The sequence below is a fragment of the Streptomyces sp. NPDC005492 genome, from assembly GCF_040605995.1.
Classification (GTDB): Bacteria; Actinomycetota; Actinomycetes; order Streptomycetales; family Streptomycetaceae; genus Streptomyces.
The window spans coordinates 170,934-191,263 of record NZ_JBEXDX010000005.1 but is presented as its reverse complement, the minus strand read 5'-3'; the positions used below and the strand labels follow the sequence as shown (position 1 = coordinate 191,263).

General features: G+C 71.8%; 20 protein-coding genes and 1 pseudogene. 10 read left to right on the top strand and 11 right to left on the bottom strand.

Annotated elements, in window-relative coordinates; translation table 11 throughout:
- Positions 1-52: 52 nt before the first annotated feature.
- The 3 genes and pseudogenes from ABZT04_RS09800 to ABZT04_RS09790 form a co-directional block, all read right to left on the bottom strand.
- A pseudogene (locus tag ABZT04_RS09800) lies at positions 53-820 on the bottom strand (DMT family transporter); the annotation flags it as partial.
- A gap of 84 nt (positions 821-904) precedes the next feature.
- Positions 905-1,735, bottom strand: coding sequence for an AraC family transcriptional regulator (locus ABZT04_RS09795; RefSeq protein WP_356054903.1), 831 nt, complete (start codon positions 1,733-1,735; stop codon positions 905-907).
- Between the two features lie 49 nt (positions 1,736-1,784).
- Positions 1,785-2,408: a TetR/AcrR family transcriptional regulator gene (locus tag ABZT04_RS09790; RefSeq protein ID WP_356054901.1), complete on the bottom strand. Its 624-nt coding sequence runs from the start codon at positions 2,406-2,408 to the stop codon at positions 1,785-1,787.
- Positions 2,409-2,455: 47 nt separating this feature from the next.
- Between ABZT04_RS09790 and ABZT04_RS09785 the strand changes: the two genes are divergently transcribed.
- Positions 2,456-4,021 carry an FAD-dependent monooxygenase gene (locus ABZT04_RS09785; protein WP_356054899.1) on the top strand — a complete coding sequence of 522 codons (1,566 nt, stop codon included), beginning with the start codon at positions 2,456-2,458 and terminating at the stop codon, positions 4,019-4,021.
- Between the two features lie 33 nt (positions 4,022-4,054).
- On the top strand, positions 4,055-4,600 hold the full coding sequence (locus ABZT04_RS09780) for a hypothetical protein (protein WP_356054897.1): 546 nt from the start codon (positions 4,055-4,057) through the stop codon (positions 4,598-4,600).
- On the opposite strand, the gene ABZT04_RS09775 is transcribed toward ABZT04_RS09780, so the two are convergent.
- Positions 4,551-5,981, bottom strand: a complete 1,431-nt coding sequence (locus tag ABZT04_RS09775; protein ID WP_356054895.1) for an RNB domain-containing ribonuclease — start codon at positions 5,979-5,981, stop codon at positions 4,551-4,553. The genes ABZT04_RS09780 and ABZT04_RS09775 overlap by 50 nt on opposite strands.
- A 76-nt stretch (positions 5,982-6,057) precedes the next feature.
- Between ABZT04_RS09775 and yaaA the strand changes: the two genes are divergently transcribed.
- On the top strand, positions 6,058-6,840 hold the full coding sequence (gene yaaA, locus ABZT04_RS09770) for a peroxide stress protein YaaA (RefSeq protein WP_356054893.1): 783 nt from the start codon (positions 6,058-6,060) through the stop codon (positions 6,838-6,840).
- Positions 6,841-6,913: 73 nt separating this feature from the next.
- Positions 6,914-7,552: a bifunctional 4-hydroxy-2-oxoglutarate aldolase/2-dehydro-3-deoxy-phosphogluconate aldolase gene (gene eda, locus ABZT04_RS09765; RefSeq protein WP_356054891.1), complete on the top strand. Its 639-nt coding sequence runs from the start codon at positions 6,914-6,916 to the stop codon at positions 7,550-7,552.
- Here eda and ABZT04_RS09760 read toward each other — a convergent pair.
- From ABZT04_RS09760 to ABZT04_RS09750, 3 genes are read right to left on the bottom strand one after another with little or no spacing between them, the layout of a single operon-like run.
- The gene (locus ABZT04_RS09760) at positions 7,527-8,663 is read right to left on the bottom strand and encodes a bifunctional RNase H/acid phosphatase (RefSeq protein ID WP_356054889.1); all 1,137 of its coding nucleotides are present in this window, start codon (positions 8,661-8,663) and stop codon (positions 7,527-7,529) included. The genes eda and ABZT04_RS09760 overlap by 26 nt on opposite strands.
- Positions 8,664-8,682: 19 nt before the next feature.
- The gene (locus ABZT04_RS09755) at positions 8,683-9,426 is read right to left on the bottom strand and encodes a C4-type zinc ribbon domain-containing protein (protein WP_356055163.1); all 744 of its coding nucleotides are present in this window, start codon (positions 9,424-9,426) and stop codon (positions 8,683-8,685) included.
- On the bottom strand, positions 9,423-10,310 hold the full coding sequence (locus ABZT04_RS09750; RefSeq protein WP_356054887.1) for a Nif3-like dinuclear metal center hexameric protein: 888 nt from the start codon (positions 10,308-10,310) through the stop codon (positions 9,423-9,425). The genes ABZT04_RS09755 and ABZT04_RS09750 overlap by 4 nt, the downstream gene beginning before the upstream one ends.
- Positions 10,311-10,507: 197 nt before the next feature.
- Here ABZT04_RS09750 and ABZT04_RS09745 point away from each other — a divergent pair, with 197 nt between their 5' ends.
- Positions 10,508-11,758 carry a hypothetical protein gene (locus ABZT04_RS09745; RefSeq protein WP_356054885.1) on the top strand — a complete coding sequence of 417 codons (1,251 nt, stop codon included), beginning with the start codon at positions 10,508-10,510 and terminating at the stop codon, positions 11,756-11,758.
- Positions 11,759-11,883: 125 nt separating this feature from the next.
- Positions 11,884-12,051, top strand: a complete 168-nt coding sequence (locus ABZT04_RS09740; RefSeq protein WP_356054883.1) for a hypothetical protein — start codon at positions 11,884-11,886, stop codon at positions 12,049-12,051.
- A gap of 59 nt (positions 12,052-12,110) precedes the next feature.
- On the opposite strand, the gene ABZT04_RS09735 is transcribed toward ABZT04_RS09740, so the two are convergent.
- From ABZT04_RS09735 to ABZT04_RS09725, 3 genes are read right to left on the bottom strand one after another with little or no spacing between them, the layout of a single operon-like run.
- Positions 12,111-13,061: a 3-oxoacyl-ACP reductase gene (locus ABZT04_RS09735; RefSeq protein ID WP_356054881.1), complete on the bottom strand. Its 951-nt coding sequence runs from the start codon at positions 13,059-13,061 to the stop codon at positions 12,111-12,113.
- Positions 13,062-13,069: 8 nt separating this feature from the next.
- The gene (locus ABZT04_RS09730; RefSeq protein WP_356054879.1) at positions 13,070-14,146 is read right to left on the bottom strand and encodes a Zn-dependent alcohol dehydrogenase; all 1,077 of its coding nucleotides are present in this window, start codon (positions 14,144-14,146) and stop codon (positions 13,070-13,072) included.
- Between the two features lie 29 nt (positions 14,147-14,175).
- Positions 14,176-15,036 (bottom strand): MaoC/PaaZ C-terminal domain-containing protein, encoded by an 861-nt coding sequence (locus tag ABZT04_RS09725; RefSeq protein WP_356054877.1) that lies wholly within the window; start codon positions 15,034-15,036, stop codon positions 14,176-14,178.
- 254 nt (positions 15,037-15,290) lie between these two features.
- Between ABZT04_RS09725 and ABZT04_RS09720 the strand changes: the two genes are divergently transcribed.
- From ABZT04_RS09720 to ABZT04_RS09705, 4 genes are all read left to right on the top strand, one after another.
- Positions 15,291-16,205 carry an ABC transporter ATP-binding protein gene (locus tag ABZT04_RS09720; protein WP_356054875.1) on the top strand — a complete coding sequence of 305 codons (915 nt, stop codon included), beginning with the start codon at positions 15,291-15,293 and terminating at the stop codon, positions 16,203-16,205.
- Between the two features lie 275 nt (positions 16,206-16,480).
- Positions 16,481-16,636, top strand: a complete 156-nt coding sequence (locus tag ABZT04_RS09715; protein ID WP_356054873.1) for a hypothetical protein — start codon at positions 16,481-16,483, stop codon at positions 16,634-16,636.
- Positions 16,636-17,352 (top strand): ABC transporter permease, encoded by a 717-nt coding sequence (locus ABZT04_RS09710; protein WP_356054871.1) that lies wholly within the window; start codon positions 16,636-16,638, stop codon positions 17,350-17,352. Before ABZT04_RS09715 ends, ABZT04_RS09710 begins: the two co-directional genes overlap by 1 nt.
- A 15-nt stretch (positions 17,353-17,367) precedes the next feature.
- Positions 17,368-18,633: a sensor histidine kinase gene (locus ABZT04_RS09705; protein WP_356054869.1), complete on the top strand. Its 1,266-nt coding sequence runs from the start codon at positions 17,368-17,370 to the stop codon at positions 18,631-18,633.
- On the opposite strand, the gene ABZT04_RS09700 is transcribed toward ABZT04_RS09705, so the two are convergent.
- Positions 18,611-20,173, bottom strand: a complete 1,563-nt coding sequence (locus tag ABZT04_RS09700; RefSeq protein ID WP_356054867.1) for an alpha-L-arabinofuranosidase B — start codon at positions 20,171-20,173, stop codon at positions 18,611-18,613. The two genes, ABZT04_RS09705 and ABZT04_RS09700, sit on opposite strands and share 23 nt — an antisense overlap.
- Positions 20,174-20,330: the final 157 nt, after the last annotated feature.

The following is a 20,330-nucleotide window of genomic DNA, read 5'->3' as shown; positions in this document are numbered from 1 at the left end:
GGCGGCCGTCGTCCCTCCGACCGGCGCCAGGTCCCGCCGTCGCCAGGACCGAGCCCGCCAGGATGAGGGTGAAGGCCACCACGATGCCCACGGTCAGGTCCTCGCCGAGGAACAGCGCGCCCGCCGCCACCGCCACCGCCGGGTTGACGTAGGTGAACACCGTCGAGCGGGTGGGGCCGACCTCCTTGATCAGTTCCAGGAAAGCCACGAACGCCACCGCTGTGCAGATCACGCCCAGGCCGGCGAGGGACGCCAGGACCTGGGGGGACGGGACCGAGGTCGGCCGGGTCAGCGCGGCCGCCGGGGCGTAGACCAGGGCCGCCAACGCCAGGCAGGGGGCCGTCAGTTGGAGGGTCGGGACGTCCTTGAGGTAGCGGGCCGCTATCAGGGGGGCCGTCGCGTAGCCGAGGACCGTCAGCAGCACCTCCGCCAGTGAGCGGGCGTCGCCTCCCGTGAGGTGCGGGACCGTGAGGACGGTGACTCCGGCCAGGCCCAGGGCCAGGCCGGACATCCTGCGGGCGCCCAGTCGTTCCGCGGTGCCGAAGAACCTCGCCATCAGTACGCCGACGATCGGGACGCCCGCGATCAGCAGACCCGCCGTAGAACTCGACAGGTGGCGTTCCGCGTCCGTGAGCGTGAACCACGGGCCGATGATCTCGATGCACGCGAAGGCCAGCATCGGGCGCCAGTGCGTCCGGATCGTGCGGGGCAGGCCGCCCTGTCGTAGCGCGAACGGCAGGAGGAGTACGGCGCCCACGGCGCAGCGCGTGAAGACGACGATGGACGGGGACAGCGGGGCGTCCACCGCCACCTTGATCATCAGGTAGGGGATGCCCCAGACCACTCCCATCAGGGAGAACAGGAACCAGCCGCGTGCAGTCATACGGCGAGTCTGTGCCGCCCCTCACCGGGAGTCTTGAACGCTGTTGCGGTACGCCGCCGGGGTCACCCCCAGCACCCGCCGGAACCAGCGGGTCAGATGCGCCTGGTCCGCGAAGCCCACCTGGGCCGCCACCTCGGCGGGGCGGCCGCCCGCCTCCAGCAGTCCGCGGGCCAGGGTCACCCGGTACTGCGCGAGCCAGGCGTACGGCGGTATCCCCATCGTCGTACGGAAGGCGCGGAGGAGCTGGTAGCGGGACAGGTCGAAGTCCGCGGCCAGGGAGGAGAGGGAGGGTGGGGTGAGCAACTCGTCCGCCAGGCGGTCTCGTATCGCGTGGGCCACCTGGGTCGCGCCGGGGATCAGGTCCGGTGCCGGGCGGGCGGTGGAGTGGCGGCGGGTGAGGGCCGTGAGGAGCCATGGGAGGCGGGACTCGGCCTCCAACGGGTCGGGGCAGGCGCTGAGTTCGGTGTGTGCTCGGCGCAGTGCGAGGGCGAGTTCGGCGTCGTCGAGGAGGGGTTCGCGGAAGTGCGGGAGGCCGCCGCCGAGGGTGCCGTCGGCGAGAAGGGCGGGGTCGGCGTACAGGGCGCGGTAGGCGTAGCCGTCGGTCGGGCTGCCGGGGCCGCCCGTGTGCATCTCGCCGGGGGCGAGGACGACGATCGAGCCCGGGCCGGTGCGGATGCGGTCGCCGCGGTAGTCGATGACCTCGTAGCCGTCGACGCAGACGCCGATCGTGAACTCGGCGTGGGCGTGCGGGGCGTAGACGTGGCGGTCGAAGCGGGCGGTGAGGAGGTCCAGGGGCGGGCCGCGGTGGCCCAGCCTCGCCCTCGTCCACAGGGCCTGTTCGCGTGCGGTCACCGGTGGCACCCCCTTTCCTCCACAGGGTGCAACGCTCCGGGGCCACGTGTCATGCCGGGGTGAGCGCCCGCTCCAGGAGGTCGAAGGCCGCGTTCATCCGGATCTGGTGGTCCTCGGCCGGCCCCTTCCCGCGGTCGCCCGCGAGCAGGCGGCGCGCGGTGGTGACGTAGACCGATCGGTACGCGGCGACGATCAGTGCCGCCGTCAGGGCGGGGTCGGGGGTGTCCGGGGCGGTCTCGGCGAGGGCGTCGGCCAGGGCGTTCTCGATCTCCTCCAGGCCTTCGCGGGCCCGGGCGCGCAGGGCCGGTGAGTCGATCACGACCTGCCAGAAGTCCGGGAAGGTGTCGTTGGGTCCGGCCAACGGGTGGTGCTGGTCGAAGAGTTGGAGCGAGAGGCGGCGCAGCGCGGCCAGCGGGGTCTCGTCCGGGGCGCGGTGGCGTACCGCCCCGCTGAGCGTCTCGACCGCTTCCGGGATGCGGTCGAGGAACAGGTCCTCCTTGCGCGGGAAGTAGTTGAAGACGGTCATCGTCGACACCTCTGCGGCGCGCGCGACCTCCGCCACCGACACCGCGTCGAAGCCACGCTCCTTGAACAGCTCCGTGGCGACGTTCGAGATCCGCTGCCGGGTGGCCCGCTTCTTGCGCTCCCTCAGGGAGAGCTCGCCCTCGCTCATGAGAACAGTGTAGCGAACATAATTTTTTAGTGACTACACTTACAGCCATGGACACTGACAGGAACTACGACGTCGTGGTGGCCGGAGCCGGGCCCGTGGGGCTGCTCCTGGCCGCCGAACTGGCCCTCGGCGGGGCCCGTGTGCTGGTCGTGGAGAAGCTGGCCGAGGTGAACGAGACGATCAAGGCGGGCGGCATCAATTCCACGACCGCCGTCGCCCTCTACCGGCGAGGACTGCTGCCCGCGCTGACCGAGGTGCACGAGGAGGCGATGAACCGCTTCAAGGAGTTCACGCGGCAGCACGGCGGCCCCGGTCACGACAACCCCGTGCCGCCGCCGAAGTTCGCCGGGCACTTCTCCGGGATCATGCTGCGGGCCGATCTGCTCGACGACTCGGACCCCGCCTTCGCCGACCTCGGCCCGGTCGAGCGGGTCGGGCTCGTCCCGCAGGCCCCGTTGGAGCGGCTGCTCGGCCGGCACGCCGACGGACTCGGCGTCGAGGTGCGCAGGCAGGTCGAGTTGACCGGTTTCGACACCGACGAGGACGGGGTGACGGTGCACCTCGCCCCTGTGGACGGCTCCGCGCCGCAGACCTTCCGCGCGGGCTGGCTGGTCGGCTGCGACGGCGGGCGCAGCCTCGTGCGCAAGCTCGCCGGGATCCAATTCCCGGGCACCGCACCGGAGATCACCGGCTACCAGGCGCTCGCCGACATGACCGGCACCGAACCGCTGCGGGGCGGCTGGAACACCACCGACGTGGGGACGTACGCCTACGGTCCGGTGCCGGGTCGGATCCTCACCGTCGAGTTCGACGGACCGCCCGCCGACCGTGAATCCCCGGTCACCGCTGAGGAGTTGCAGGCCAGTGTGCGCCGGGTGACCGGTGTCGACGTCACCGTGCACAAGGTGCACACCTCGACCCGGTTCACCGACAACTGCCGTCAGGCGGACACCTATCGCTCGGGCCGGGTGCTGCTCGCGGGCGACGCGGCGCATGTGCACTCGCCGTTCGGCGGGCAGGGGCTCAACCTCGGCGTGGGGGACGCGATGAATCTCGGCTGGAAGCTCGCCCTCGTGGTGGGCGGCCGGGCGCCGGTGGAACTCCTGGACTCCTACACGGCGGAGCGGCATCCGATCGGCGCCTGGGTGCTGGACTGGACACGCGCCCAGATAGCGGTGATGCGCCCCGAGCCACACTCCCGCGCCCTGCGCGAGGTGCTGACCGACCTCACGCGGACGGTCGACGGGACGACGTATCTCGTCAAGCGGATCTCCGGTGTCTGGCAGCACTACGACCTGCCCGGCGACCACCCGCTGACCGGCCGGAGCGCCCCCGACCTCGAACTCGCCGACGCCACCCACCTCGCCGACCATCTCCGCACCGGCCGCGCTCTCCTCCTCGACCTCGCCGACGACTCCAAACTCCGGGCCCGCGCCGAGGGTTACGAGGGTGTGGTGGACGTCCTCACCACCACCTGCCCCGGACGGCCGGAACTCGCCGCCCTGTTGGTGCGCCCGGACGGCATCACGGCCTGGGCGGCGGACGCGGACAGCGCCGAGGACGATCCGACGGAGGCTCTGCGCTTGTGGTTCGGCGCGCCCGTTGGCGCTTGACCCTCCCGCGACGTCAGCATCTGTACTGACCCCATGAGGATCAACTGGGCAGGTGGCGGGCGGGTGTTCGGGTATGCGCGGGGGCGTCGGGCCCTGGTGGCCGGGTCGGCGCTCGCGTGTGTCCTGGAGACGCTCACCCTGTCGGTGCTGCTGCGGTACTCGCCAGTGCTGCACCAACTGGTGCCGTTCCTGGGCCTGTTCGCGGTCGGGGCGGTCGCCGCCCTGCACGCCTCCTCCGTCGCCCGCCCGCATCAGCTCGACCGGGACGCACTGCGGCTCCGGCGGGCCGTCCGTGCCGACCTGGTCATCCCGCTGGGCCGGATCGGCTCGGCCGAGGGCGAGTCGCGTACCGCCCGCCGCCGGGCCGACGGTGAACTCGATCTCCCCGTCGGCTTCCGCACCTCCGTCACGCTTCAGCTCACCGAGCCCGTCACCCACTTCACGTTCGTCGGGGGCCGGCGGGCGGTCGACACCGTCCGCTTCCACGCCGACGACGCCGAACGCCTCGTAGAAGCCCTGGTGGAAGCGGTCACGCGGGCGCGAACTGTACCTTCGCCGTCCCCGGGTCGGCCTGGGTGAGGCGGACCCGCAGTCGCTCCCCCAGGGGCAGCGGAGTGGTGCCGCCGGTCAGCCGGGCGACGACGGCCGGGGTGTCCAACTGGACTCGTCCCACGGTGGGTTGGTGTTCCTCGACGTCGACCACACAGCCCTCGAAGAGGTCGCCGACACGGTCCTTCAGCAGGGCCGCCTCAACGATGTCGACGCACTCGCGCTCGACGGTGCCGGCGAGGCGGGTGCCCTCGGCCATCCGCTTGGGGAGGGCGTCGAGGCCGGCCAGCACCCAGGCGGGCGGTGACGCGGGCGAGAGACAGATCTCGGCGGCGTAGCGGTCGACCAGCCGTCGTAGCGGGGCCGTGCAGTGGGTGTAGGGGGCGGCGACCGCCGCGTGGGTGGTGAGGGCGGGGAGGTCGCCGTCCCGGAAGACCGTGTAGCCCGCCCCGCGCAGCAGGGTCGTGCACTCCTGGAGGAAGGCCGCGTGGTGCGGGCGGCGCGGATCGAGGGTGCGGATGAGACCGGCGTACGACATGTGGTGCGGCCAGTCGATGTGCAGGGCGTGGGCGGTGCGGTGGAGGCGGGCCACGGCGCCGTCCGGGGCGGCGGGCAGGGTGCGCAGGACGCCCGTGCCGTGCGCGAGCATCAGCTCGGCCGCGGCCATACCGGTGAGCAGGGAGATCTGGGCGTTCCAGCCGTCGGCGGGGAGCGGGGCGCGGTAGCCGAGTTCGTAGGTGTGGTCGCGCTCGACGATCTCCTGTTCCGGCACGTTCAGGGAGATGCCGCCGCGCTCCACCTCCAGCCGTTCCCGAGCCTCGCCGATGTCCTTGAGCAGCGCGAGGGGGTCCTCGGCGGTGCCCTCGTCGATCCGGCGCTGCACGGTCTCGTAGTCGAGTTTGGCCCGGCTGCGGACCAGCGCCCGGTGGACGTCGACGGCGGTCGTACGGCCGTCCGCGTCCAGGTCGATCGTCCACAGCACGGCCGGCCGGGTCACGTCCGGCAGCAGACTCGCGGCGCCCTCGCTCAGCAGGGGCGGGTGCAGCGGGGTCTTCTCGTCCGGGAAGTAGAGCGTGGTGACGCGCCGGTGGGCCTCCGCGTCCAGCGCCCCGCCGGGGGCCACGAAGGAGGCGACGTCGGCGATGGCGTACCGGACCCGGAAACCGGTGCCCCGGCGGGACAGGTGCATCGCCTGGTCGAGGTCCATGGAGGTGGGCGGGTCGACGGTGAGGAAGGGGATGTCCGTGGCGTCCGGGAGCGGGGGCGGCGGGGCCGCGGCCGCCCGTTCCGCCTCGGCCTGTACCTCCGGCGGGAAGTTCTCGGGTACGCCGAGTTCGGTGCGGAGCGCGCTGAGCGCGGCGCGGAGCGGGGCTTCGGGGGTGCCGGTCACCCGGATGCGGCGGCGGGGCATGACACGAGCGTAGGCACATTCCGCCGGGCCGCACCCTTTACGCTGGCGCAGCACCCACCGTAAGGAGAAAACCACCGTGCTCGTCCTGCTGCCGCCCTCCGAAGGCAAGGCCTCCTCCGGACGCGGCGCCCCGCTCAAACCGGAGTCGCTGTCACTGCCGGGACTCGCCGAGGCCCGCGCGGCCGTACTCGACGAACTGGTCGAGCTGTGCGCGGCCGACGAGGACAAGGCGCGCGAGGTGCTCGGGCTCAGCGAGGGGCTGCGGGGCGAGATCGCGAAGAACACGGAGCTGCGCACGGCCGGGGCGCGGCCCGCCGGGGAGATCTACACGGGTGTCCTCTACGACGCCCTGGACCTGGCCTCCCTCGAACCGGCCGCGAAGCGGCGGGCCGCGCGCTCGCTGCTCGTGTTTTCCGGGCTGTGGGGCGCGGTCCGGGTGACGGACCGGATCCCGTCGTACCGCTGCTCGATGGGCGTACGGCTGCCGGGGCTCGGGGCGCTGGGCGCGCACTGGCGCGCGCCGATGGCGTCCGTGCTGCCCGAGGCCGCCGGGAACGGGCTGGTGCTCGACCTGCGGTCCTCGGCGTACGCGGCGGCCTGGAAGCCGAAGGGCGAGATCGCGGGGCGGACGGCGACCGTACGGGTGCTGCACGCGCCGACCCGGAAGGTCGTCAGCCACTTCAACAAGGCGACGAAGGGGCGGATCGTACGGAGTCTGCTGTCGGGGGCAAGCACGCCCGGGACGCCGGCGGAGCTGGTGGAGGCGTTGCGGGGGCTGGGGTACGAGGTGGAGGCGGAGGCGCCCGCGCGAGCGGGGCAGGCCTGGTCGCTGGATGTGCTCGTGGACGAGATTCACTGAGGGCATCTTTGAATGCGTTGCAGTGTGCGCAATGAGCTTTGCGCACACTGCATCGGCTCGGCAGGATGAGGCCATGGCTTCCTCCTCCCTGCTCGGGCTCGCTCCCGTACTCCCCGTCGTCGTCATCGAGGACGCCGCCGACGCCGTACCGCTCGCGCGGGCGCTGGTCGCCGGTGGGCTGCCGGCGATCGAGGTGACCCTGCGGACGCCGGCCGCACTGGAGGCGTTGCGGTCGATCGCGGGTGAGGTGCCCGGGGCCGTGGTCGGAGCCGGGACCGTGCTGACTCCGGGGCAGGTGGAGGAGTGCGTGGCGGCCGGGGCGCGGTTCCTGGTGAGCCCCGGGTGGACGGATCTGCTGCTGGAGGCGATGCGGGGGTCCGGGGTGCCGTTCCTGCCGGGGGTGTCGACCACGTCCGAGGTGGTGGCGCTGCTCGAACGCGGGGTGCGGGAGATGAAGTTCTTCCCGGCTCAGGCGGCGGGCGGCACGGCGTATCTCAGGTCCCTCGCCGGGCCGTTGCCGCAGGCGCGGTTCTGTCCGACCGGCGGGATAGGGATCGACTCCGCCCCGGAGTACCTGGCGTTGCCCAACGTCGGCTGTGTGGGCGGGAGTTGGATGATCCCGGCGGACGCGGTGGCCGCGCGCGACTGGGGGCGGATCGAGGCGCTGGCCCGCGAGGCGGCGGCGCTCAGCGCAGGTGGGACGTGTCGTTGAACAGCCGTACGCTCGCGTTGCCGTCCGCGTAGTACGCGACCGCCGAGAGCGAGGCCGCCGAGAGTTCCATGCGGAACAGGGCCTGGAGCGGGGCATCCAGGGCGAGTTGGACGAACGTCTTGATCGGGGTGACGTGGGTGACGAGCAGGACCGTGCGGCCCGCGTAGGCCGCGACCAACTTGTCGCGGGTGGCGGCGATCCGGGTCGCCGTCGCCGCGAAACTCTCGCCGCCGCCGGTGGGTTGGGCCGCCGGATCGGCCAGCCAGGTGGTCAGGTCGTCCGGGTAGCGCTCGCGGACTTCGCCGAAGGTGAGGCCCTCCCATGCGCCGAAGTCCGTTTCGCGCAGGCCCTCTTCGATCGTCACGTCGAGGCCGAGCCGCTCCGCCACGGCCGCGGCGGTCTCGCGGGTGCGGGTGAGAGGGGAGGCGACGATGTCCTGGATGGTGCCGCGAGCCGCCAACGCGGTTGCCGCGCGCGCCGCTTGGTCGCGGCCGACGTCTGAGAGGGAGGGGTTCGTGCCGCCGCTGCCGGAGAAGCGCTTCTGGGGGGTCAGAGGGGTTTCACCGTGGCGGAGGAGGACGAAGGTGGCGGGGGCGCCCATGTCGGCGGGGGCCCAACCCGGGCTGGGAGTGGCCACGTTGACGGCGGCGCGGAGATCGGCGGCCGTCTTGTCCGTGATCGTCGCGGCGCGGGCTCGCGGGGGCTCGGCCCCGCTGTCCATCGCCTCGTTCGCCAAGCGGTCCGCGTGCTTGTTCTGCTCCCTCGGGATCCACTCGTATGTCACCTGATCCGCCGGGAACACCGCGGCCACCTCCGCCGCCAGCGGCTTCATGGCAGGGTGCTTGATCTTCCAGCGGCCCGACATCTGCTCGACGACGAGCTTGGAGTCCATACGGACGTGGACGCGGGCGGTCGGGTCCAGGGCGTGGGCGGCGCGGAGGCCGGCCAGCAGGCCCCGGTACTCGGCGACGTTGTTGGTGGTGACGCCGATGTACTCGGCCGCCTCCGCCAGGGTCTCCCCCGTCGCCGCGTCGATGACCACGCTGCCGTAGCCCGCGGGCCCCGGGTTGCCCCGGGAACCGCCGTCGGCCTCGACGATGAACTCCCGCACGCCCAGGACTCCTTGGCCTCTACAGACCCGACTCGGACGTGCGCACCAGGATGCGGCGGCAGTTCTCGCAGCGGACCACCGTGTCGGGGGCCGCCGCGCGGATCTCGTTGATGTCGGTGATGGCCAGCTCCTGGCGGCAGCCCTGGCAGGTGCGCTGGTAGAGCTTGGCCGCGCCGACGCCGCCCTGCTGCTGGCGCAGCTTGTCGTAGAGCTTGAGGAGGTCCGCGGGGATGGTGGCCGAGACGACCTCGCGCTCCTTCTCGGCGGTGGCCTCCTCGGCGTCGAGGACCTCGGCGGCCGCGTCGCGGCGGGCGATCGCGTCGTCGATCTTCCCCTGCACGGAACCGACCCGCTCGGTCAGTTCGGCGGAACGCTCCTGCGCGGACTCACGGCGCTCCATGACCTCAAGGACGATGTCCTCCAGGTCGCCCTGGCGCTTGGCGAGGGAGACGATCTCGCGCTGGAGGTTCTCCAGGTCCTTGGGCGAGGTGACGGCACCGGAGTCGAGGCGCTGCTGGTCGCGGGTGGCGCGCTGGCGCACCTGGTCCACGTCCTGCTCGGCCTTGATCTGCTCGCGGGCGCAGTCGCTCTCCTCGGTCTGCGCGGCCACGAGCAGGTCGCGCAGCTGGGTGAGGTCCTTGGTCAGCGAGTCGATCTCGGCGTGCTCGGGCAGGGAGTTGCGCTTGTGCGCGAGCTGCGAGAGGCGTACGTCGAGAGCCTGGACTTCGAGAAGTCGGATCTGGTCGGCGGGCGCGGCGTTCAGTTGGGGGCTCCCATTGAGTCTGGTGTGGCGGAGGACGCCGCGTGGGCGGTCCAGGGGTCGGTGACCGTCTTGGAGACGTGGACCCGCAGGCCCCATCCCTCGCGGTCGGAGATCTCGTCGAGCTGGGCGGCGGCCAGCTCGCACCAGGGCCACTCGGTGGCCCAGTGCGCCGCGTCGAGCAGCGCGAGAGGACTGTGGGCGCGGGCCTCTGATACGGGGTGGTGGCGGAGGTCCGCGGTGAGGAAGGCGTCGACGCCCGCCGCGCGTACGTCGTCGAAGAGGCTGTCGCCGGAGCCGCCGCTGACGGCGACCGTGCGGACCAGGGCGTCGAGGTCGCCGGCGACGCGGATGCCCTGCGCGGTGGCGGGCAGCCGCTCGGCTGCGCGGGCGGCGAGGTCGCGGACGGTGATCGGGTGGTCCAGCTCGCAGACGCGGCCAAGTCCCCGGCGGCCGTCCGGGTCGGTGGGGTCCGGCACGAGCGGTCGTACGACACGGAGGTCGAGCGCGCCCGCGAGGGCGTCGGAGACTCCCGGGTCGGCGCGGTCGGCGTTGGTGTGGGCGACGTGCAGCGCGATGTCGTGCTTGATCAGGGTGTGCACCACACGGCCCTTGAAGGTGGAGGCCGCGACCGTGGTCGTACCGCGCAGGTAGAGGGGGTGGTGGGTGACCAGCAGGTCGGCGCCCAGCTTCACGGCCTCGTCGACGATCTCGCGCACGGGGTCCACGGCGAACAGCACGCGGGTGACGTCCTGCTCGGGGTCGCCCACGACGGTGCCGACCGCGTCCCAGGACTCGGCTCGCTCAGCGGGCCAGAGGTTCTCCAGCGCGGCAACGACTTCGGACAGGCGAGGTGCGGACTGACGGGATACGGGCTGACGGGGCACGGGGAAAGGCTACCTGGCCGCACTGTGCGGCTGAACCGCCGAAGGAGCCGTAGACGCTCTACGACCCCGTTCAGCACACCCGTCCCGGTTTCCTCAGGCGAATCGTTACTTGGCCACCCTTATGTGTGATGCGGCTGCTCATCGGTCCCACGCCCGTACGTACGAAAACTAGTTTCGTCGCCGGAGGTGACCGAACCATGACGGCCTGTGCGATCGAGCCCACGGCGGCGGACGAGGACGGGGACGAGTGCGGGGACCCGCGGACCGATGGTTCCGCGTGTGCGATCACCGCGGACGGGGCGTACGCAGCCCGTCTCGCTCCGGCGGGTGACTGTCTGTTCCCGGAGCGGTGGACCCTGGACGGCCCCGAGCCGTACGCCGTGCCGCTGCCCGGCAACCAGCCGGAGGAGCCCGGTACGGAGGTGCAGCCGATGGGTGACGGGCGGGTGCTCATCCGGCGGCTGGTGGACGGGCGGCACACCTTCTCGCTGCTGTACCCGACCGGTCCCGGCACCGGTGAGCTGCCGCTCGGCGCGGTCGAGTGCCCGGACCCGGACACGCAACTGCGGCTGCTGCCGCCGGCGCCGGGGGGCGAGAAGGCGTACGCCCTCGCCGTGGGCCGGCGCTCCACCGCCGTGTGGCTGGTGGCGGGCGGGGCGTTCGGTCCTGAGCATCTCGCGATGGTTCCGGGGCGTTGTTCGGGCGGGGTGTGGCTGGACAGGGCGGGCCGGATGCTGGCGCTGGACCGGGAGGTCGGTGGCCGGACCAAGGCGATCGTGGTGGACCTGGAGCGGGACGGGGAGGTGTCGCCGCTGTTGCAGATCGCCGCGGACAGCGACGACCGGCTGCTGCTGGCCGACCCGGACAGCGGGCTGCTGCTGATCCGCTCGGACGCGCCGTCGCCGGGGCGGGACCGGCTGGGCTGGGGGGTGCTCGGCTCCACGCTGCCGGTGCGGTTCCCGGAGTGCCTGCGGGTGCCGGAGTGCACGGTGACGCCGTTCGCGATCCAGCCGGGTCTGGTGTTGATGCCGGAGAGCTGCGGGGTGGCGCTGCGCGTCGACGGGCCGGGCGGCAGCTGGCTCGGCGTGTGGCGGCCCGCCGACCGGCAGTTGCTCCAACTCCCGGCGCCCGAGGGGTGGTTGGCGGGCGCCGGGCTGTGGACCACGGACGGGGTGCTGCGACTGCCGTACGCCACACGGGAAGTGCCGTGTGGGGTGGCGCGGTTCGCGGTGCCCTGGGGGGCGGGGGGAACGGGGGGCCAGGGGGCGGCGGGGGCTCCTGGGGAAACGGGGGAAACACGCCCGGGGGATCCGGTTCGGGACGGGGCGGCAGGCGCGCCTGGGGAGGCCGCGCGGGAGCCGTCCGAACCGGATCCCCCGGTGCCGGTCGCACCGCGTCCGGTGCCGTTGCGGGAGGCGCCGTTGAAAGGCCGGGTGGCGGTCGGGTAACGAAGTGATGTGGCTCGGTAACGAAGTCGTTCCGGACGGCAGGCCGTCGCGCGTCACCCCGGGAACGGCTGGATAAGATCAACGGGTTGTATGAAGGATCTTGTTGCTACGGGGTGAAGTATCCGATGAACGACACGAACACCGCGCAGACCATGTCTGCCGACACACACGAGGCGTCCGGTCACGGCAAGCACCGGGGCCCGGTCTCGGCACAGGACGGCGATACGGCCGCCCACGGCCGTCACCGCAAGCCGTCCGAGCAGTCCACGCAGTCCAAGTACGCGACTGTCTGACGGAACGTCAGCATCAACCGGCCCCGCTCGTCCTCGGACGGGCGGGGCCGTCGCGTTCCCTAGGTCTGGTCCGACTCCCGCTTGAGCCCGAGCACCTCGGCCGCCGCGAACGTCTCGCCTGCGGTCCGTCGCGCGTAGTGCGGAGTGAGTACGGCGTCCAGCTCGTCGTAGCTGAAGGTGTCCTGCTTGCTGTCGAACTTGGCCTGGACGTGCGGGCGTTCGACGATCGCGACCATGCCGCCGTGGACGACGAGGAGCTGTCCGTTGATCCGTCCGGCGGCGGGTGAGGCCAAGTAGCCGACGAGCGGGGCGACATGCTCCGGGGCGAGCGGGTCGAGGCCGTCGTCGGGCTCCTCGAAGCCGGCGAAGACGTCCTCGGTCATCCGGGTGCGGGCGCGCGGGCAGATGGCGTTCGCCGTCACGCCGTACTTGGCGAGGGCGAGGGCCGTGGAGGTGGTCAGGCCGACGATCCCGCCTTTCGCGGCGGCGTAGTTGGGCTGTCCGGCGGAACCGGCGAGGAACGCCTCGGACGAGGTGTTCACGATCCGCCCGTACACCGGCGCGCCGCTCGCCTTGGACCGCTCGCGCCAGTGCGCGGCGGCGAAGTGGGTGGTGTTGAAGTGGCCCTTGAGGTGGACCCGGATCACCGCGTCCCACTCGCCCTCCGTCATGGAGAAGACCATGCGGTCGCGCAGGATGCCCGCGTTGTTGACGAGGATGTCCAGCCTGCCGAACTGGTCGATCGCCAACTCGACCAGTTCGCTCGCCTGTTGGAAGTCGGCGACGTCCCCGGTGTGGACGACGGCCCGGCCGCCGGCCGCGCGGATCTCGGCGGCGACCCCTTCGGCGGGGCCCGCGGAGGCCTCGCCGGAGCCGTCCCGGCCCGGCTGTCCGTAGTCGTTGACGACGACGGCCGCGCCGAGCCGGGCGAGTTCGAGCGCCTCGGCGCGGCCGAGCCCTCGCGCGGCGCCGGTGACGATCGCGGAGAGGCCCTCAAGTGGCAGCGACATACCGGCCCTCAGATCTCGATGCAGGTGCGCAGGGCCGTCCCCTGCCGCATCTGGTCGAGGGCCTCGTTGATGCCGGCCAGCGGCACGCGGTGGGTGATCAGGCCCTCCAGGTCGACGCGGCCCGCCCGCCACAGGGCGATCGTGCGCTCGTAGGAACGCAGGACGTCGCCGCCGCCGTACATCGATGGCAGGATGCGCTTCTCGTCGAAGAACAGCTCGAACATGCTGAGTTGGAGGAAGTCGTCCAGGGCGCCCGCGCCGACGACGACGAGGGTGCCGCCGCGGCGGGTGTTCTCGTAGGCGGTGCGGGCGGTGGTGGAGCGGCCGACGACCTCGAAGACGTAGTCGAAGCCCTCTCCGCCGGTGACCTCCTGCTTGGCGGTCGGCAGCTCGTCCGGTGAGATCGCCCTCGTGGCACCGAACTTGAGGGCCGACTCGCGGCGCGAGGCGACCGGGTCCACGGCGACGATCTCGGCGGCTCCCTTGAGGCGGGCGCCCTGGATCGCCGAGATGCCGACCCCGCCGCAGCCGATCACGGCGACCGACGAACCGGCCTCCACGTCAGCGGTGTTGAGTGCGGCGCCGAGTCCGGTGGTGACCCCGCAGCCGATGAGGGCCGCGATGTCGAACGGCACGTCGTCGGGGATCGGGACGGCACAGCCCGCGTCGACGACGACCTCCTCGGCGAAGGTGCCGGTGCCTGCGAAGCCGAAGACATCACCGCCGGGGCGCTTGAAGTTGGGGGTGCCCGCGTTCATGAACCCCGCCAGGCACAGTTGGGTCTGGCCGCGCTTGCAGGCGGGGCAGACTCCGCAGGCCGGCAGCCAGCAGACGACGACCCGGTCGCCGGGCTTCAAGTGGCTGACGCCCGCGCCGACTTCGAGGATCTCGCCCGCGCCCTCGTGGCCGGGCACGAACGGCGCGGGCTGCGGCAGTACGCCGGCCATCGCGGACAGGTCCGAGTGGCACAGCCCCGTGGCCCGCACCCGGATCCTGACCCGGCCGGGCCCGAATCCCGTCGCCTCGACGTCGTCGAGGACTTCCAGTTTGTCCTGGCCTATCTCGTGCAGTACGGCTGCGCGCATGGTGCGGCTCCCCTCAAGTCTGGCCTGGCTCAGGAGTGTTCGACGATCGTGTCGGCGAGGACGGGCGCGTCGTCCCGCTCGACGGCGCTCACCGCGACCCGGACCTCGGTGTCGCCCAGGCGCCACATGCGGATGCGCAGTGTCTCGCCGGGGAAGACGACTCCGGCGAAGCGGGTGTCGTAGCCGCGCACCCTCGTCACATCGCCGTCGAGCAGGGTGTCGACGACCGCCTTGAGCGTCATGCCGTAGGTGCACAGGCCGTGCAGGATGGGCCGGTCGAACCCGGCGACCTTGGCGAACTCGGGGTCGGCGTGCAGCGGGTTCCAGTCGCCGGAGAGGCGGTAGAGGAGGGCCTGGTCCTCGCGGACGGGACGCTCGACCACCTTGTCGGGGGCGCCTGTTGGTGGTTCGAGGCGGGTGGAGGGGCCGCGGTCGCCGCCCCAGCCGCCCTCGCCGCGGATGAAGATCTGTGCGTCGTTGGTCCACAACGGGCCGTCGGTGTCGGCGACTTCGGTGCGCATGACGAGGACGGCCGCCTTGCCCTTGTCGTAGACGGCGGCGATCTTGCCGGTGCTGGTCGCGGTTCCCTGGGCCGGGATGGGGCGGTGCAGGCGCAGGGACTGTCCGCCGTGCAGGACGCGGGCTAGGTCGACCTCGATGCCGGGCATGGACAGGCCGCTGATCACGCCGGGTGAGCCGTTGCCCGCGACGGTGGCGAAGCTCGGCAGGACGTGCAGCCGGGACTCCAGGGTGTAGCGCAGCTCGTCGGGGTCGGTCGCCGGGGTGCCCGCGCCGAGGCCGAGGTGGTAGAGCTGCACGTCCTTGGTGGTCCAGGAGATCTCGCCGGTCCGGGGTTCGGCCGCGAGGGCCTGGGCTGCGTCGATGGGCATGGGGCTCCTGATCGCCGGTGGTCGAAGACCTCGGTGCGGCCGTCCGCACCGTCGGCCGCACCGAGGTCGTCACGGGCCGACCTAGAACGCGTTCCAGTCCGGCGACCCTTGTATAGCCCAGCACCCGGCAGTTGTGAAGGCTCCTGACACTGTGTCAGGTCGGTGTCGGCGGCGGCGCCCGTGACATTTGTCCTGCCCGAGTCCGTACATGCGCATCTGCCGTGCGGGGGGCTCGGGTTCGTAGCGTCGTAGCCATGACACAGACAGGTGGGGCAGAGCGGGCGGTGTCCTTCGCGGGGGCGGTCAAGGCCTTCGGCGCGGTGCGCGCCGTGGACGGGGTGGACCTGGAGATCGGGCGCGGCGAGACGGTAGCGCTGCTCGGCCGCAACGGTGCGGGCAAGTCGACAGCGATCTCGCTGCTGCTCGGGCTGAACGCGCCCGACGCCGGCACCGTCGAACTGTTCGGCGCGCGGCCCGAGTTGGCCGTACGGAGCGGCCTGGTCGGGGCGATGCTCCAGGAGACACGGGCGGTGCCCCGGGTCACCGTGGGCGAGCTGATCACGTTCGTCGCCCGGCGCTACCCGACCCCGATGCCCGTCGCGCAGGCCCTCGACCTGGCCGGGATCGGCGAGCTGGCCGGGCGCCGGGTGGACCGCCTCTCGGGGGGCCAGACGCAGCGCGTGCGGTTCGCCGTGGCCCTGGCCGGCAACCCGTCACTGATCGTCCTGGACGAGCCGACCGCCGCCCTGGACGTGGAGGCACGGCACGCGTTCTGGCACTCGATGCGGGCCTACGCCCGGCGCGGTCACACCGTCCTGTTCTCCACGCACTACCTGGAGGAGGCGGACGCACACGCCGACCGGATCGTCGTCATCGACCACGGCCGAATCGTCGCGGACGGCACCGGCGAGCACCTCAAGCGAGCGGCCGGCGGCAGCCTCGTCTCCATCGACCTGGCAGGACACTCCACGGAGGACCTGGCCCACCTCCCCGGCGTACGCACCCTCGAAGTCCGCGGCGGCCGCGCGCTGCTGCGCACGGACGACTCGGACGCGACGGTGATCGCCCTGGCCGCGCGCAACGCGATCCGCGGCTTGGAGGTCACCCCGGCTTCCTTGGACGACGCGTTCCTGGCGCTGACGTCCCGACCTGAACCGGAGACGGTGTGATGCTCGCCCGCCTGCGGCTCGCGGATCGCGGCACGCCGCGCGATTCCGATTCGACGACCGGCCGCACAGACACGGACTGCCTTCTCGACGCCACCCCAGCAACAGACGGAGACCGTCTGATGCTCGACCGCCCGCGGCTCGCAGACCGCCAGAACCCCGCGCGACTCCGATCCGACAACCGCCCGCACAGACACAGGCCGCCCACTCGACGCCACTCCGGCGACCCCGCACCACCGATTCCCCACCCGCACGACCCCCGAGACGGAGACCGCCTGATGCTCGCTCGCCTACGGCTCGCAGACAGCCGCACCCCACGCGACTCCCACTCGACGACCGCCCGCACGGACACCGGCCGCCCAATCGACACCACCCCGGCGACCCCGCACCACCGTTCCCCCGCCCATACCGACACCGAGACGGAAACCCTCTGATGCTCGACTACCTGCGCCTCGAAGTACGCCGGACCCTGCGTGACCTCGGGTTCGTCATCGGTGGGATCGCGATGCCGGTGATGATGTATCTGCTGTTCACCAACCTCGGTGGCGACGACGGCGGTTACAAGGCCACGGCGATGGTCGGTATGGCCGCCTACGGCGCGGTCGGTTCCGCTCTCAACACCGGGGGCGGGGTCGCCGAGGATCGGGCGATCGGGTGGCTGCGGCAACTGCGGGTGACGCCGATGACGCCGCGCCAGGTCGTCATCGGTCGGGCGCTGACCGGGTCGGTGACCGTGTTGCCCTCGATCGTGGCGGTGCTCGCGGCCGGAGGGCTGGTCAACGGGGTTCGGCTGGCCGTCTGGCAGTGGGCGTTGGTCGCGCTGCTGCTGTGGCTGGGCTCGGTCCCCTTCACCCTGCTCGGGCTCGGCAACGGCTACGGTCTGACCTCCCAGACCACCGGCGTCGCCAACATGGCCTGCAACCTGGGGCTCGCGGTGATCGGCGGTCTGTGGTTCCCGATCAGTCTGTTCCCGGGCTGGCTGCGGGCGGTCTCGGAGTACACCCCGACCAACCGCTTCGCGGAACTCGGCACCTCCGTCGCCGACGGGCACGCACCCGCACTCGGCGCGATCGTGGTTCTGACGGCTTGGCTGCTCGCGTTCGGTTCGTACGCTGTGCTGGCGTGCCGCCGGACCGGGCGGACCGTGTGACCGGGGGAGCGAGAGATGTCCTGGATGCGAGGGATCACCTGCCAGATACGGCAGTTGCGGGCGGCGCGGGCCCAGTGGAGGGCCGACATGGCGGAGTTCAAGACCGCGCAGAAGGAGGCGCGCCGCACGGGCGAGCGGCCCGAGCACCCGGGCCCGCCGCCGACCGGCTTCTCGCTGCTGCCGTGGCTGCTGATGGGTCTCGGCTCCTTCTCCAACCTCCTCCAGGGCAAGACCGCCAACCCCTGGATCGGCGCTCTGGGCCTGCTCGCCTTCAACTCCCTCTACATCAACGTCGTCTTCCGCTCCTTCGTGAAGGAGAAGCGCGAGGCTGTCTCGACGCGGGTGGCGCTGGTCGTGATGGGCGTGATCACCTGCGGCCTCGCCCTCGGCTACGGCGGCAGTTGGCTGTACTTCTTCCCGCTGCTCGGCCTCGCCACCGGCGCCTGTCTGCGCGGCCCGCGCCTCGGCCAGGTCGGCCTCGCGCTGACCGCGCTCGCGGCGGCGGTCTCCGTGTTCCGGGCGGGCTGGGACGCGATCAACGTCGCCTACGGCACCTTCCTGTCCACGATGGTGACCGCGGCGATCCTCTCCCTCTCCGAGGCCGTACGTGAACTGCGCGCCGCCCGCGAGGAGTTGGCCCGCCGCGCGGTCGCGGAGGAACGGATGCGCTTCTCCCGCGACCTGCACGACCTGCTCGGGCACACGCTCTCGGTGATCGTGGTGAAGTCGGAGGCGGCCCGGCGGCTCGCCCCCCGTGACATGGCGGCGGCGCTGGGCCAGATCACCGACATCGAATCGGTCGGCAGGCAGGCCCTCACCGAGATCCGCGAGGCGGTCACCGGCTACCGCGAGGGCAGCCTCGCCACCGAACTCGACCGCGCCCGCTCCGCCCTGTCCGCCGCCGACATCGACCCGGTGGTCCGCCAGTCCGGCCCGCCCCTGAACCCGCAGACCGAGGCCCTGCTGGGCTGGGTGGTCCGCGAGTCGGTGACCAACGTCGTACGGCACAGCGGCGCGGCCCGCTGCGAGATCACGCTCGACGGCGTCCTGGACCGGGTCCGCCTGACCGTCGCGGACGACGGCACGGGTGCGGGTACGGGTTCCGCCGAGGGCGTCGGCGGGACCGGGCTGAAGGGCCTCACCGAACGCCTCGCGGCGGCGGGCGGCTCCCTGCGGGCCGGCCCGTCGCCGCGCGGCGGCTTCACCGTCACCGCCGAACTCCCGGTGGAGTCGGCGGAGTTGACATCCTCCGAGGTGACTACGGCGCCCAGGGCGCGGTGACCACCCAACTGACGTCGTCCGTCCACGAGGTGGCGCTGTCGAAGGCGTTCGAGCCGCCGTCGCTCGCGATGTAGACGTTGTAGTTGTAGTGCCGGAGATATCTGGTCGGGTAGTTGTACGACGCGAACGAGGTGCCCGTGCCGCTCTTGCCGGTCGAGGCGCAGAACGTGGCGTCCTGTCTGAACTGCGCGGTGCCGACCATCGGTTGTCGGTAGAGCTGGTAGTTGAAGTGGCGCAGGAAGTCGCCTGGGTAGTTCCGTGACTCGAAGGAGTAGCAGGAGCTGTTGGCGAGTCCCCTGCGGACGATCCAGGTGGCGTCGCCCTTGTCGAGCGCCGAACTGCTCGACGTGATGGCCGAGACGACCGCCGCGTTGGCCTGGTGGCGGATGTAGTCGCCGGTGCAGCATGAGGTGGTCGCGCGCAGCGAGATCTCCGAACCGGCCGCGAGCGTGCCGGTGGTGCCGGTCGAGCCGCCGTAGCCGACGGACACGATGTTGGCCTGCACCAGGTTGTCGGCGGCGTCCGTGGGGATGCCCGCGGTCATGACGCCCTCGAAGAACGAGCCGATGGAGCCGTTGCTGTTGTCCCCGCCGGTGCCCAGGACGATCGCGCCCTCCTGGTGCATGGGCGAGTAACCACTGGTGGTGGGTTCACCGCCGGAATAGGTGGTCGTGAGACTGCCCGTCTGGGCATTTCCGTATTTCAGCGCGAAATGGTCCTGACCGTTGTTTTTCAGCAAAGCGGTGACGAACGGCATCGCCCCGGTACCGGTGTTCGCCGTGTTCTTGCTGTACCCGGAGTCCGACTGGAACAGCCCGTTCTCCAGGTCGGCCTGCACCCACGGGCCCCCGCCGTAGCAGGGCGCGAACCAGCATTCGGTGCCGAAGTTGATCGCGTCCATGTGCCCGTTGCCGGTGTCCTGGTTGTTGGTCTCGGCGTTGCCGTAGTCGAAGCAGCAACCGCTGTTGACGTGGGTGCCCGAGGTCACCATGTACATCCCCTCGGCGGCGCCGTTGGTGGCCACGCCCGAGGTGGAGTTGTCGCGGTAGCCCATGCCGGCCGAGATCTCCAGGCCGTAGACCTGGTGCCCGCCGACGGTCACCGGCAGCGCGTCCGCGGGCGCCCCGACATCGGCTACGCCCGCCCCGCCGGCGCCCTCGATGGTGAGGTCGTTGTGGCGCGCCGACTGGTCGTAGATCTTGGTGATGATGCAGGTCGTACCGGCACAGAACGAGTCCTGCGCCGCCGCGTTGGCATAGCCCCCGGCCACCAGCAGGCCGATGTTCGCGGTGGCGCTGTCGGAGGCGCGCTGCACCTGGTAGAGCGAGCCGTTGTACGAGGAGTAGAGCGCCCTGACGAGACTGTGCGCGGCGACGCAGGGCGTGCCGGCGGTGGCGTAGATGTCGCACGGGAGCGAGGTGGCGGCCGACGCCTGCGGAACGCCGACGGCGAGCGCGGCGACGGTCACGAGCGCCGACAGCGCGGCCAGGACGGCGTTTCTCAGCCGGCGCGGCCGGGTGCGGAGGAATCTCAAGAACACGGTGCACCTCATTTCGTTCCTGGTAGGCGGTGCGGGTGGTTGACGCGGGTGCGGGGAGGGCAACGACGCCCGGTCGATATACCGAACGCCGTTCGATCGAAATGCCGAACCTGTTCGCGATCGAAATGTCGAACTGTCGAAAGTTTTCCGAGAATGG